Source organism: Streptomyces sp. WAC05374 (assembly GCF_004353505.1).
GTDB lineage: Bacteria > Actinomycetota > Actinomycetes > Streptomycetales > Streptomycetaceae > Streptomyces.
This window is the reverse complement of sequence record NZ_SMNQ01000006.1, coordinates 43,133-57,085: the sequence shown is the minus strand read 5'-3', so window position 1 is coordinate 57,085 and position 13,953 is coordinate 43,133. Positions and strand designations below refer to the sequence as shown.

Sequence of the window (13,953 nt, the reverse complement as noted above, 5' to 3'; positions counted from 1 at the left end):
CCGGGTGGCGTTGCCCGGGCCGTAGGCCTGTGGGCGCCGGTCTCGTCGCCTGGACGGTGCGTCGCGGTCGCGTTCCTGGCCACCGGTGTGGCCGGTGACAGTGCGTCGCGGTCGCTCGGTCGGGCGGTTGTCGTCGCCCGGGTGGTGCGGTCGCTCGCTCGGAGCGTCGTCACGGTGCCTCCGTGGGTCCTTGCCGCTGGACGGCCGTAGAGGCTGCGGTGGCGTCGTCGGCGGGCCGTGCGACGGACGTCATGCGGCAAGCGCGAGGTCGGTGTGCTGGACCTGGTCGGTGACGTCGGCCAGGTCCTTCCGCGTGTCCGCGGCAGGCTGCGTGGGCCGGACGGACTGGGCGGGCTGGGCGGTCCTGGGGGAGCGGCCCGCCTGAGTCGGCAGGTGGCGTACGGAAGGCGACGTTCCATGCGCTTCCGCGCGGATGCGCTGCTTGATGGTGGGCGGCAGGGACCGTACGTGGAACCCGGGTACCCATGCCGGTACGAACCGGCTGGGTTCGGGTACGGCGCCCCTGGCCGGCGCGGCCTCGACGGTGGAGGCGGGCGCGGCCGTGGTGGCGCTCGCGGCGGTGGTGGCGGCCGCGGCATCGGCGGCGTACACCGGAACGGCGGCGCTCGGCGTGCGCTTCAGGCCGAGCGCGGTGAGGATCGCGGACAGGAGAGAGAAGAAGGCGGTCCAGAAGTGCGCGGCGTCGTGCGTGGCGCTGCGCGTGACATTGACGGCGGCCATGGCCCCTCGCTTTCGGGTTGGGCGATCTACATACCTTTCTCATGATGTGTACGCATCTCGGGATGCCCAGGACCGACGCCGCCGCTGCGCAGATCTTCTGATGAACACCACCCGTCCGGCCCACTCCGGCTTGCGGACCTAGGCGGAAGCTGCGGGGAAGTAGCGCGTGAACGGGTCCGGGGTGACGCCCATGACTTCGCCGAAGGGCGTGGAGAGGTGGTGGATGAGGAGCCCGAGGAACACGGTCAGCACGACCATGCCCATGGCCATCATCAACTGGCCCGGGCTGCGCCCGATGCCGAAGAAGAACAGCATGCCGACCGAGAGGACCGCCCCGACGAAGATCCCGGCCCACAGGACCGGCGACAGGGTTTCCTGGGAGACCGCCTCACGGCCCCGTCGTGCGTCGTCGAGCGCGCTGAGCTGCCCGAGCAGCTCCAGGGCCGTCACCTCCTGGGACGGCGTCGCGTCGGTCGGGGCGGCCGCCACCGCGCGCAGTTGCCGTACCAGGTCCCAGCCGGGTTCGGGCAGTTGCCCGCGTTCCTTGAGCTTCGGCCATTCGCCCTGGACCACGTGGACGGCGTAGCGCTCGGCCACCGAGGCGATCCGCTTCTTCTGGGGCGTCGGCAGGCCCTCGGCGAGGACGGTCATCTGGTGCAGCGCGCCCGCCTCCGTGGACGTGTGGCTCTCGGCGTCGCTCCGCAGCTCCCAGACGGAGACCAGGGCGAGGCCGAGGAGCAGCGCGTACAGCAGGGCGATCATCATCGACATGTACTCGGCGACTTCCTCACCACCCTCCTCGTCGTCCGCCTCGGCGGGGTGGAAGTGACGCCAGCCGACCACCGCGCCGGCCGCGACCAGTGCGGCGAGCAGCCCGAAGGCCAGCGTCGCGATCACGTGCTCCATGGCCTGTCCTCCTCTCGGGTCACTCGGGTCGGGTCACTCGGGTCGGGTCACTCGGGTCACAGCCGACGGCTCGCCAGAACGACCAGTGCGGCGGCCGGCAGGAGCAGTAGCAGGAGGAACACGACCGGGCTGGTGGAGTCGTCCCGTCGGTACGCCGACTTCGCCCGCGCGGTGAGGTGCCGGCCGTCGGGGGTGTCGGCGGTACGGGAACGATCGCGCCGTCCGGCCGGGGGCCGCGCCCCCACACCCGACGACGCGCCCGTGGCGGTGCCGGTGCCGGTACCCGTACCGGCGGCCGTTCCGGCGGCCGCTCCTGGGACCGTGCCCGTGCCGGGCACCAGACCGGGGACCGGGGCGAGGCCACCGGGGGCCGCCCCTCCGGGCGGTACGGCGAGCCCGGCGCCCGCCCCGGCGGCGGCGCCCGCCCCGGCGGCAGCGGCGGGGGCGCCGAGGGCACCAGGTGCGGCGGCCAGGAGACCGGCGGCAGCGGCACCGGCGGCCGCACCGGCCGGCGTACCGGCAGCGGCACCGGCGGCCCCGCCGGCACCACCACCCGCCCCGGCAGCTCCCGCCGCAGCGCCACCGCCGGCAGCAGCCCCACCGGCACCACCACCGACCCCACCGGCACCACCGGCCCCGCCACCAGCACCACCAGCGCCACCACCCGCCGCTCCGCCACCAGCGGCGCCCCCGCCCGCCCCACCGGCGGCAACACCCGGCGGAGGCACCGCTCTCGGCGGCGGAGGCGGCGGTGCCGGGCGCGGCCGTACCACGAACGGCGCCGCCGCCCGCGCCACCAGCACCGGTGGCGGGACGAGCCGTCCGCACGACGGGCCCAGGGTGAACAGGCGGTCATTGCCTCGCACTTCGGGCGTGCTCCGGTACCTACCGGGCCGCAGGCCGTTCAACCGGGCGACGCACACCGCGACGGCGCCCGGCCCCAGGGCCTGTGGCGGCCCCGGGTGGCCCGCGCAGTCGACGGGGGGCCGTCCCAGGCCCGGATCGACGAGCCGTGCGCCATGAACGGTGCGGTTGCCCGGGTTGGTGATGGTGTATCGGACGACGGCGCGGGGTGCCACGGCGTCCCCGACGGTGACGGCGAGCCCGAGTGCGCCGGCCACGCCCTGGTACCCGGCCGTGACGGAGGCGGTGGGGCGCATGCCCAGCGAGGGAATCTCGCCCCTGGCGCGAACGGTGGCCGTGTGCCGCCCCGGTGCGGCGCTGAAGCGTGCCGTGCAGGTGACGGTGCTCATCCCCCGCATCCAGAACCCCTGCCCGCGCGGGCAGCGCAGCGCGTTCCGCGGTACCGAGGGGTCGGTGACCGTGACACGGTGCAGGTCGGCGCCCGAGCGGTTGGTCAGCCGGTACCGCTTGATGACCGGTTGGCCCACCCGGATGCCGACGCGCTCCGCCTGCCGCGAGGTCTTCTTGTTGACGGTGACGGTCAGGACGAGTGCCCCCTTGCCCACTCCGTCGGCGGCCGCCTGCGGAGGCCGGGAGGCCACCGGCAGGCCGCCCGCGTGGGCCAGCAGGAGCAGGGCTCCCGCGGAGAGGAGGAGTGTTCTGGTACGGGTTCTTCGCCTGACCACCATCCAGGGGGTCCCTTCCGGTCCTCGGGTGTGCCCGGACTCCGGTCAGCGTCCGTCACTCACGAGGGCCCGGAAAGCCGGGGGCCCGGCTATTGCGCTGTCCGTGCGCGAGTGCACCGCGATGGCGGACACCGCCTGCGGTACGGGCGGCGCGGCACCGCGCACGAGAAATGCCCCCTGACCGTTCATACAGGTCAGGGGGCATCCGAGGGGTGGAGCCTAGGGGAGTCGAACCCCTGACATCTGCCATGCAAAGACAGCGCTCTACCAACTGAGCTAAGGCCCCGGGACGGCCGCCGAACGGCGCGTGCCGCAGACCAGAGTACCGGGTGCCCGGGGGTGTCTCGCAAAAGGTTTGGGACTCCCGGTCGGCGACCACTCTCCGTAAGATGCTGGACGGGGTTCGCAGCAGCGAACCGAAGCGATGGGGAGACGCAATGGACGCAGCACAGCAGGAAGCCACCGCGAGAGCCAGAGAGCTTCAGCGCAGTTGGTACGGGGAGCCGTTGGGGGCGCTCTTCCGTAGGCTCATCGACGATCTGGGTCTGAACCAGGCCCGTCTCGCCGCGGTGCTCGGGCTGTCTGCTCCGATGCTGTCCCAGCTCATGAGCGGCCAGCGCGCCAAGATCGGCAACCCGGCCGTGGTCCAGCGCGTCCAGGCCCTCCAGGAGCTGGCCGGGCAGGTCGCCGACGGCAGCGTCAGCGCGGTCGAGGCCACCGACCGGATGGACGAGATCAAGAAGTCCCAGGGCGGCTCGGTCCTCACCGGTACCAGCCAGACGACGGCCAGCTCCGGTGCGCCGACCGTTCGCCGCGTGGTGCGCGAGATCCAGTCGCTGCTGCGCTCGGTCGCGGCGGCCGGTGACATCATCGACGCGGCCGACTCCCTCGCCCCCACCCACCCCGAACTGGCAGAGTTCCTCCGGGTGTACGGCGCCGGGCGGACCGCGGACGCGGTCGCGCACTACGAGTCGCACCAGAGCTGACCGAAGCGGGCCGGTCGGGGCAACGCCGGCCGGTCGGGGCAACGACGGCGATCCAGGCAGGACGCCGAACAGGGAGCTGGGAGCGGGCGCAGCGCAATGGGTGAGGTCTTCGCTGGTCGGTACGAGCTGATCGACCCGATCGGACGTGGCGGTGTCGGCGCCGTGTGGCGCGCCTGGGACCACCGCAGGCGCCGCTATGTGGCGGCCAAGGTGCTGCAGCAGAGCGACGCGCACACGCTGCTGCGCTTCGTCCGGGAACAGGCGCTGAGGATCGACCACCCGCACGTCCTGGCCCCGGCCAGTTGGGCGGCGGACGACGACAAGGTGCTGTTCACCATGGACCTGGTGACCGGTGGTTCGCTGGCGCACGTCATCGGCGACTACGGCCCGCTGCCGCCCCGGTTCGTCTGCACCCTGCTCGACCAGTTGCTCTCCGGCCTGTCCGCGGTGCACGCGGAGGGTGTCGTGCACCGTGACATCAAGCCGGCCAACATCCTGCTGGAGGCGACGGGTACCGGGCGGCCGCACCTGCGGCTGTCCGACTTCGGCATCTCCATGCGCAAGGGCGAGCCGCGGCTGACCGAGACCAACTACGTGGTGGGTACGCCCGGTTACTTCGCGCCGGAACAGATGATGGGCGCGGAGCCGGACTTCCCGGCGGACCTGTTCGCGGTCGGCCTGGTCGCGCTCTATCTGCTGCAGGGGCAGAAGCCGGACTCCCAGGCGCTGATCGAGTACTTCGCGGCCCATGGCACGCCGGGTGCCCCGCAAGGCATCCCGGAGCCGCTGTGGCAGGTCCTCGCGGGCCTGCTCCAGCCCGACCCGGAGGCCCGCTTCCGTACGGCCACGGGGGCGCGCAAGGCGCTGACGTCCGCGGTCGAGATGCTGCCCGCCCCGGCGGCCGACGAGGAGCCGGTCGAGGTCTTCGACCAGATCGGGCCGCTCCCGCCCGGGTTCGGCCCCGACGGCCCCGAGGTCCGGGTGGCACCGGCCGCCACGCACCCGTCCGCCGCCCGGCCCCCCGTACCGGACGACCGCCGGCCCGCGGCCGCCTCGGAGACGGGCAGCTTCCACCTGGCCCCGCCTCCGCAGCACTCCGCGTCCCAGCACCCGAGCCCGCAGACCCCCGCGTCCCAGCCGACGCCACCGCCCCATCCGGCGACCGCGCAACCGGCCGCCGCCCCCACCACACCCATCGCCCCAGCCGTCACGCCCCACGCGGCTCAGCCGGCATCCACGCCCCCGGCAGCCCCGGCCCCCTTCGCCGAACCCCCCACAGCACCAGCCCACTTCACCGGCCCCCCCGCATCCACGCCCCCCTTCGGCGCGCCACACGCGGGCACCGCCACGCCCGCCACCGCTCCGGTCCACGCGCACTCGGCCTCCCCCCATCACGCCGCCGCGCCGGATCTCCCCCACGCCCCGACCGCCGCGGTGCCCTACGAATCAGCCTCCACTCTTCAATACACCGGCCACGCCCCGCAGGTTCCCGCCCAGGGCCGCAGCGCCCGGACCGGATCGCCCGCGCGCAAGCGAACGGGACCGCCCCCGCAGGTGACGGTCCCGGTACTGCTGCTGGCCCTGATCTGCTTCGCGGTCGGGTTCTGGGCGCTCACCCGGATCTGAGCCCGTTCACCTCCGCGCTCACCCGGATCTGAGCCCGTTCACCTCCGCGCTCACCCGGATCTGAGCCCGTCCGCCTCCGCGCTCACCAGGCCGTGGGCGGCCCGTACTGCGGCGGGGCGGCTTCCACCGCGCCCCCCGCCTGCGCGGCCGCCCGCCGCCGCGCCAGCAGCGTCCAGACGACCAGCCCGAGCACGAGCACCGTCCCGGCCCCGATACCGGCCGCGGCGACCAGCTTCATGGTGCCGCTCCGCTCCGCCTCCGGGCCGCTCCGGCCGTTCGCCGCTGCGTCCTGGTCCGCCTCCGTGACGGCGAAGATGCCGGCCGGCCCGTCGTACGCCGGGGCCGCCTTCCGCTCGCCCTTCACGTTGATCCGCAGCGTCAGTCCGTACGGCTTCTTGCCGAACTCCTCCCCGACCTCCGGGCTCAGGCTGACACGGAGGTAATACCAGCCCGCGAACCGCGTGTTCACGAAGCGCGAGCCGGAGTCGAAACGGTTCTCGTACTTCACCGGTGGCAGCGGTTCGAGGTCGGCGGACTTCTGCTTGCCGTCGTACGAGACCGAGTTGGCGCTCGTCACCACACCCTGCATCGGGTTGAACAGCGTCATGTCCAGCGCGCCGCCCACGAAACCGCGCCCGGCGGAGCTGCCGAGGTCGGCGCTGGCGAAGATCTGCTGGCCCCAGTCCACCGGCACGCGGTAGAAGCGCGACTGGCCGGGCTCGATGCGGTCCGTCCACTCGCCCTCCGTGAGGCCGGTCGCGTCGAAGAACCCGGCGCCGCCGGACCGTTCGCGCGGGGCGCCCGCCGGTGCCGGAGGGGAGGCGCTGGGCCAGTTCTCGGGCGCGGCGGTCGGGCCCTCGGTCTTCAGCCTGGGCTCCAGCTCGTGCCGGATCTCCAGATCCCACGCGTCGGGCGTGGACGTCGCCTTGCTGTCGCGCTCGATGACGACGTAGTACGCGCCTGCTTCCTGGCAGGAGGAGCTGTCCCGCTTCATCGTCCGGTGGGCGTAGGCGGCGACCGGGCGGGCGAATTCGGCCGAGCCGAAGCGGGCCTCGTTGGAGCTGCAGTCGTACCCGTTGCGGTCCTGGAGGGACACCTTCAGGCTGTCGAACGTACCGACCTGGGAGCCGGGCTTCGGCACGGCGACGGCGGAGACGTACGCGTTCGTCCTCGCGTCCAGGTCCACGCGGTAGGTCAGCTTGGCCCCGCCCTTGATGGCGTCCTTGTAGATGGAGCCCGCGTCGAGCCGGGGCGCGTCGCTCGTGGTCGCCGCGCCACGGGTCGCCTTGATGCCCTCGGCGAAGACGTACCCCGCACCGCCCTCGGCCGCCCACGCCTGGTGCCCCGGCAGTGCCGCCGTGGCGCACACCACCGCCAGTACCGCCGACGCACCCGACACCGCCCGGCCGGCCGTGCCGCCGCCCCTCCGCCTCATCACGCGCTTCCCCTCGTCCTCTCCGCGGCCGCCCCGCGCCGCACCGGTACAACCCGCCTCCCGCGACTGGGACGACGTGCCACCCACCGCCGTGGCGGCCACAGGGCCGGTCCATCCTGCCCCGCCCGTCCCTCCGCTGTCTGCGCGGCCGACCGAATCACCCCGCTTGTCCCTGCCCCTGGATACGGGCACCCGCTCCCACCCCCGATCTCCCCGCCGCCGATCTCCCACCCCCGATTTCCCCACCCCCGATCTCCCACCCCCGATCTCCCCGCCGCCGATGACCCCACAGCACTTTGCCCCTGCAAGTCGACAATTAACAGAGGCAAAGAAAAACGCTCAACGTCACGACCGGGGAACTGCCCGCGACATCCCCCCGCGCCGCCCCGCACGAACCCCCGCGACCGCAGCGCACAGCAAAGGGCCCCGGCACGAACACCCGCCACCGCACGGCAAAGGGCCCCGGCCGCTTTCCCAGCGGCCGGGGCCCTTTCACAGACTGCGTGCTTGGTGCGTCACACACCGGAACCTGCGGGCACGGAGTCGGTCGCCTCCGTCCACAGATCCTGCTCGGCGCGATCCGCCTGGATCTGGCGGTACACGAGGAGCCCGCCGATGGCGGCCAGTGCGACCAGGAGAAGCTTCTTCACCGCGCGACCTCGTCTTTCCTTGACGTAGGAGACCTTCTGGCGCCCGACTATACACACCGACCGATACCGATCGGTGACCTACGTCCCGCCCGACCGGCTCACCTCGCACAGCGACTCGCCGCACAAAGCGATCGGCCCGGACGGAGAATCTCCGTCCGGGCCGATCGTCACTGTGGGGCTAACAGGATTTGAACCTGTGGCCTCATCCTTATCAGGGATGCGCTCTAACCAACTGAGCTATAGCCCCTCCGCGTCGGGCTCGCCGCCCGCGCTGACCTCTGAAGATTAGCGCACAGAGCGGCGAGTACCCAAATCCGCTATTCGTCCTCGGCCAGCGTGAGCTCGACGCCGCCCACGAAACCCGCCGAGAGGTTGTAGATGAAGGCGCCCAGCGTGGCCAGGGCCGTGGCCAGGACCACGTCGATGACCGCGATGACCGACGTGAAGATCAGCACGCGCGGCAGCGAAAGGAACGCCTGAAGGTCGAAGCCATTGCTCTCGTTGGAGCCCGTGGCCTCGCTGATCGTGCCGCCGACGGTCGAGAAGACGCCCATCGCGTCCATGACCATCCACAACACCGCTGCCGCCACCACCGTGCAGATGCCCAGCGCGATGGAGAGCAGGAAGCTGACCTTCATCACCGACCACGGGTCGGCCTTGGCCACCCGCAGCCTGGCCTTGCGCGTACGGGGCGTCGTCTTCGCCCCCGTACGCGGCCGGCGCACCGTGCCGCCCGTGCCGCCGCCCTGCGTGGCGTACGCCTGCGGCGGGTGGTAGGGCTGCCCCGACTGCTGCCCGGAAGCGGGCCGCTCGGCGGGCAGTGGGCCGTCGTCGTACGTGGTCACCGTAACCCCCTGGGAGTCCGTGGCAGGGCCACGGGCACCGCTCGTTCCGGAAGCGGCCGATCCGGCGCCCGTGGCCTTACTCACGCTTTACTCCTCGTGCTCCCCGGCCGAGGGCTCCGTGCCCTCGACTGCCTCGGCCGCGGCGCCGCTTCCGGCGGCAGCCTCGGTGGTGTCCTCGACCTCTGCGGTCGCTTCGGTCACGTCGGTCTCTTCGGTCCCGTCGATGTCGTCGAGCCCAGCGGCTCCCTCGACCTCTTCGGCCTCGCGACCGGCCTCGGCGTTGCGAGCGATACCGACGACGGCATCGCGCTTGCCCAGGTTGATCAGTTGGACGCCCATGGTGTCACGGCCCGTCTCCCTGACTTCGTTGACTCGCGTACGAATCACACCACCGGACAGCGTGATGGCGAGGATCTCGTCCGTCTCCTCCACCACCAGCGCGCCGACGAGCGAGCCGCGGTCCTCCACGATCTTGGCAGCCTTGATGCCGAGGCCGCCACGACCCTGGACGCGGTACTCGTCGACGGCGGTCCGCTTCGCGTACCCGCCGTCCGTCGCGGTGAAGACGAACGTACCGGGCCGGACGACATTCATCGAGAGCAGCTCGTCGCCTTCGCGGAAGCTCATGCCCTTCACACCCGAGGTCGCACGGCCCATCGGGCGCAGCGCCTCGTCCGTCGCGGTGAATCGGATCGATTGCGCCTTCTTGCTGATGAGCAGCAGGTCGTCCTCCGACGACACCAGCTCCGCGCCGATCAGCTCGTCGTCGCTGCCGTCCTCCCGCTCGCGCAGGTTGATCGCGATGACGCCGCCGGAGCGGGGCGAGTCGTAGTCCTTCAGCGACGTCTTCTTCACCAGACCGGCCTTGGTGGCGAGCACCAGGTACGGCGCGGCCTCGTAGTCGCGGATCGCGAGGATCTCGGCGATCTGCTCGTCCGGCTGGAAGGCCAGCAGGTTGGCGACGTGCTGGCCGCGGGCGTCACGGCCGGCGTCCGGCAGCTCGTACGCCTTGGCCCGGTAGACCCGGCCCTTGTTGGTGAAGAACAGCAGCCAGTGGTGCGTGGTGGAGACGAAGAAGTGGTCGACGATGTCGTCTTCCTTGAGCTTCGTCCCGCGCACGCCCTTGCCGCCGCGCTTCTGCGAGCGGTAGTCGTCGGTCTTCGTGCGCTTCACATAGCCGCCACGCGTGATCGTGACGACGATGTCCTCCTCGGCGATCAGGTCCTCGATGGACATGTCACCGTCGAAGGGCACCAGCTTGGAGCGGCGGTCGTCGCCGAACTTCTCGACGAGCGCGGCCAGCTCCTCGCTGACGATCCGGCGCTGGAGGGACTCGGAGGCCAGGATCGCGTTGTACTCGTTGATCTTCGCCTGGAGCTCGTCGTGCTCGGCGACGATCTTCTGGCGCTCCAGGGCGGCCAGGCGGCGGAGCTGCATCTCGAGGATGGCGTTGGCCTGGATATCGTCGATCTCCAGCAGGCCCATCAGGCCCTCGCGCGCGACCTCGACGGTGTCGCTGCGCCGGATCAGCGCGATGACCTCGTCGATGGCGTCCAGCGCCTTGAGCAGACCGCGCAGGATGTGCGCGCGCTCCTCCGCCTTGCGCAGGCGGAACCGCGTACGCCGGACGATGACCTCGATCTGGTGCGTCACCCAGTGGCGGATGAACGCGTCCAGCGAGAGCGTGCGCGGCACGCCGTCGACGAGCGCCAGCATGTTGGCACCGAAGTTCGTCTGGAGGTCGGTGTGCTTGTAGAGGTTGTTGAGGACGACCTTGGCCACCGCGTCCCGCTTGAGGACGATGACGAGCCGCTGGCCGGTACGCGAGGACGTCTCGTCCCGGACGTCGGCGATGCCGCCGATCTTGCCGTCCTTGACGAGGTCGGCGATCTTCTGGGCCAGGTTGTCCGGGTTGACCTGGTAGGGCAGCTCCGTGACCACCAGGCACTGGCGGTTCTGGATCTCCTCGACCTCGACGACCGCGCGCATCGTGATGGAGCCACGGCCCGTGCGGTACGCCTCCTCGATGCCCTTGCGGCCGACGACGAGGGCGCCGGTCGGGAAGTCGGGGCCCTTGATGCGCTCGATCAGCGCGTCCAGGAGCTCCTCGTGGGTGGCCTGGGGGTGCTCCAGCGCCCACTGGGCACCGGCAGCGACCTCACGCAGGTTGTGCGGCGGAATGTTGGTCGCCATACCGACCGCGATACCGGCGCTGCCGTTGACCAGCAGGTTCGGGAAGCGCGCCGGCAGGACCGTCGGCTCCTGGTTGCGGCCGTCGTAGTTGTCCTGGAAGTCGACGGTCTCCTCGTCGATGTCCCGGAGCATCTCCATGGACAGCGGCATCATCTTGCACTCGGTGTACCGCATGGCGGCGGCCGGGTCGTTGCCCGGGGACCCGAAGTTTCCGTTGGAGTCCACCAGCGGCATGCGCATCGACCACGGCTGGGCCAGGCGGACCAGGGCGTCGTAGATGGAGGAGTCACCGTGCGGGTGGTACGTGCCCATGACGTCGCCGACGACGCGGGCGCACTTGTAGAAGCCCTTCTCGGGCCGGTAGCCGCCGTCGTACATCGCGTACAGCACGCGGCGGTGGACGGGCTTGAGGCCGTCCCGGACGTCGGGCAGCGCACGCGACACGATGACGGACATCGCGTAGTCGAGGTACGAGCGCTGCATCTCGGTCTCGAGCCCGACGGGCTCGACCCGGAGGCCCACACCGGGGACGGTGGGCTCCTCCTCGGGAGTCACCACGGCGGGGGTGCCGGGCGTGTCAGGAGTGTCAGGGGTGTTCTCGTCGGCCATTGCTGGTCTTCAGTCCTTTCGTACGGTCAGCAAGGACCGACTCAGATGTCGAGGAAGCGGACGTCCTTGGCGTTGCGCTGGATGAACGAGCGCCGCGCCTCCACGTCCTCGCCCATGAGCACCGAGAACAGGTCGTCGGCCTGCGCCGCGTCGTCCAGCGTGACCTGGCCGAGCACCCGGTGGTCCTGGTCCATGGTGGTGATGCGCAGCTCCTCGGCGTTCATCTCGCCCAGACCCTTGAAGCGCTGGATGGAGTCCTCGCGGATGCGCTTGCCGTTCTGCTTGCCGAGCTCGACGAGCGCGTCGCGCTCGCGGTCCGAGTAGGCGTACTCGAAGTCGTCCCGGCCCCACTTGATCTTGTACAGCGGCGGGCGGGAGAGGTAGACGTGCCCGGCCTCGACCAGCGGCCGCATGAAGCGGAAGAGGAAGGTCAGCAGCAGGGTGTTGATGTGCTGGCCGTCGACGTCGGCGTCCGCCATCAGGATGATCTTGTGATAGCGAAGTTTCTCGATGTCGAAGTCCTCGTGCACACCGGTGCCGAAGGCGGAGATCAGCGCCTGGACCTCGGTGTTCTGGAGGATCTTGTCGATCCGCGCCTTCTCGACGTTCAGGATCTTGCCGCGGATGGGCAGGATGGCCTGGAACTCGGGGTTCCGGCCGGACTTGGCGGAGCCGCCGGCGGAGTCACCCTCGACGATGAAGATCTCGCACTTGGCCGGGTCGTTCGACTGGCAGTCGGACAGCTTGCCCGGCAGGGACGCCGACTCCAGCAGGCCCTTGCGGCGGGTGAGGTCGCGCGCCTTGCGGGCGGCGACGCGCGCCGTGGCGGCCTGGATCGCCTTGCGGATGATGTCCGCGGCCTCGTTGGGGTTGCGGTCGAACCAGTCCGAGAGGTGCTCGTGGACGACCTTCTGCACGAAGGTCTTGGCCTCCGTGTTGCCCAGCTTGGTCTTGGTCTGGCCCTCGAACTGGGGCTCGCCGAGCTTGACGGAGATGATCGCCGTCAGACCCTCGCGGATGTCCTCACCCGTGAGGTTGTCGTCCTTCTCGCGCAGCAGCTTCTTGTCGCGCGCGTACCGGTTGACCAGGCCCGTGAGCGCGGCGCGGAAGCCCTCTTCGTGCGTACCGCCCTCGTGGGTGTGGATCGTGTTCGCGAAGGAGTACACGCCCTCCGTGTACTGCGAGTTCCACTGCATCGCGATCTCGACCGAGAGCATGCGCTCCTTGTCCTCGGACTCCACCGAGATCACGGTCGGGTGGATCAGCTCGCCCTTGCGCGAGTTGAGGTACTTGACGAAGTCGACGATGCCGCCTTCGTAGTGGTACGAGACCGTCCGCGCCGGGGCCTCCTCGGCCGTCTCGGCGGCGTCCGGGTCGTCGGCGTTCATCGTCGCCTTGGCCGACTCGCGCTCGTCGGTCAGCGAGATCCGCAGGCCCTTGTTGAGGAAGGCCATCTCCTGGAAGCGCCGCGAGAGCGTCTCGAAGGAGTACTCGGTCGTCTCGAAGATGTCCCCGTCGGCCCAGAAGGTCACCGACGTGCCGGAGTCCGCGACCTCCTCGTGCTTGGCCAGCGGGGCGGTGGGCACACCGAGCTTGTAGTCCTGGGTCCAGCGGTACCCGTCGCGCTTGATCTCGACGGAGACGCGGGAGGACAGCGCGTTGACGACGGACACACCGACGCCGTGCAGACCACCGGAGACGGCGTAGCCGCCGCCGCCGAACTTGCCGCCCGCGTGCAGGACGGTGAGGACGACCTCGACGGCCGGCTTCTTCTCGACGGGGTGGATGTCGACGGGGATGCCTCGCCCGTTGTCCACGACCTTGACGCCACCGTCCGCGAGGATGGTGACGTCGATGGTGTCCGCGTGCCCGGCCAGGGCCTCGTCGACGGAGTTGTCCACCACCTCGTACACCAGGTGGTGGAGTCCACGCTCGCCGGTCGACCCGATGTACATGCCGGGTCGCTTGCGGACCGCGTCCAGACCCTCGAGGACGGTGATCGCGCTGGCGTCGTACGAGGCGGTGACCTCGCCGTTCTCGCCGGCGGCAGTGGACGGAATGTTCTCGTTGGGGTTGCCGGAATCGGCCACGAAGCGCCCTTTCTGGCACAGCACAAGCCGTCTCTCCGGGCATGCGGGAGCGGCTGCGTCGTTCGACATGTTCCGCAGTGGGCGGGATTACCTACCAGTCTACCGGTAGCACTGACATTAATGGGGGCTTGCCGGTGCCTGAGTCCGCATGTGCCGCCCTGAACCGGCGCCGACCGACTCCCCATATCCGGGAAGGGGCTTCAAGAGCCTCACGCCGCCACTCAGCGCTTCGGCCTGTCAACCTCCAGCGACGGTGACGGCCACCTCACCCGACCACCCGGTC

At 70.9% G+C, this 13,953-nt stretch carries 10 protein-coding genes and 2 tRNA genes; 2 read left to right on the top strand and 10 right to left on the bottom strand.

The annotated features are described in order from the left end of the window. Positions 1 to 249: 249 nt before the first annotated feature. From E2B92_RS14380 to E2B92_RS14365, 4 genes are all read right to left on the bottom strand, one after another. Entirely contained in the window at positions 250 to 741 is a 492-nt protein-coding gene (locus E2B92_RS14380; RefSeq protein WP_185923770.1) for a DUF6344 domain-containing protein, read from the bottom strand. A gap of 138 nt (positions 742 to 879) precedes the next feature. After that, the gene (locus tag E2B92_RS14375; RefSeq protein WP_126888923.1) at positions 880 to 1,647 is read right to left on the bottom strand and encodes a bestrophin-like domain; all 768 of its coding nucleotides are present in this window, start codon (positions 1,645 to 1,647) and stop codon (positions 880 to 882) included. 56 nt (positions 1,648 to 1,703) lie between these two features. Beyond that, positions 1,704 to 3,239, bottom strand: coding sequence for a hypothetical protein (locus E2B92_RS14370; RefSeq protein WP_133087550.1), 1,536 nt, complete (start codon positions 3,237 to 3,239; stop codon positions 1,704 to 1,706). A gap of 210 nt (positions 3,240 to 3,449) precedes the next feature. After that, positions 3,450 to 3,522, bottom strand: a tRNA-Ala gene (locus tag E2B92_RS14365). 151 nt (positions 3,523 to 3,673) lie between these two features. On the opposite strand from E2B92_RS14365, the gene E2B92_RS14360 reads away from it, so the two are divergent. Continuing rightward, positions 3,674 to 4,222 carry a helix-turn-helix domain-containing protein gene (locus E2B92_RS14360; protein ID WP_126889538.1) on the top strand — a complete coding sequence of 183 codons (549 nt, stop codon included), beginning with the start codon at positions 3,674 to 3,676 and terminating at the stop codon, positions 4,220 to 4,222. 96 nt (positions 4,223 to 4,318) lie between these two features. Then, on the top strand, positions 4,319 to 5,848 hold the full coding sequence (locus E2B92_RS14355) for a serine/threonine-protein kinase (RefSeq protein WP_133087549.1): 1,530 nt from the start codon (positions 4,319 to 4,321) through the stop codon (positions 5,846 to 5,848). Positions 5,849 to 5,930: 82 nt separating this feature from the next. On the opposite strand, the gene E2B92_RS14350 is transcribed toward E2B92_RS14355, so the two are convergent. From E2B92_RS14350 to gyrB, 6 genes are all read right to left on the bottom strand, one after another. Then, positions 5,931 to 7,283, bottom strand: coding sequence for a hypothetical protein (locus E2B92_RS14350; protein WP_126889592.1), 1,353 nt, complete (start codon positions 7,281 to 7,283; stop codon positions 5,931 to 5,933). A 515-nt stretch (positions 7,284 to 7,798) separates the two neighbouring features. Next, the gene (locus E2B92_RS33395; RefSeq protein ID WP_003958712.1) at positions 7,799 to 7,933 is read right to left on the bottom strand and encodes a DLW-39 family protein; all 135 of its coding nucleotides are present in this window, start codon (positions 7,931 to 7,933) and stop codon (positions 7,799 to 7,801) included. 173 nt (positions 7,934 to 8,106) lie between these two features. Further along, positions 8,107 to 8,180, bottom strand: a tRNA-Ile gene (locus tag E2B92_RS14340). 70 nt (positions 8,181 to 8,250) lie between these two features. Beyond that, positions 8,251 to 8,862: a DUF3566 domain-containing protein gene (locus E2B92_RS14335; protein WP_126889167.1), complete on the bottom strand. Its 612-nt coding sequence runs from the start codon at positions 8,860 to 8,862 to the stop codon at positions 8,251 to 8,253. Positions 8,863 to 8,865: 3 nt separating this feature from the next. Then, positions 8,866 to 11,580: a DNA gyrase subunit A gene (gyrA, locus tag E2B92_RS14330; RefSeq protein ID WP_126889166.1), complete on the bottom strand. Its 2,715-nt coding sequence runs from the start codon at positions 11,578 to 11,580 to the stop codon at positions 8,866 to 8,868. 41 nt (positions 11,581 to 11,621) lie between these two features. Beyond that, complete coding sequence (gene gyrB, locus E2B92_RS14325) at positions 11,622 to 13,694, bottom strand: DNA topoisomerase (ATP-hydrolyzing) subunit B (RefSeq protein WP_126889165.1); 2,073 nt, start codon at positions 13,692 to 13,694, stop codon at positions 11,622 to 11,624. Positions 13,695 to 13,953 lie beyond the last annotated feature (259 nt).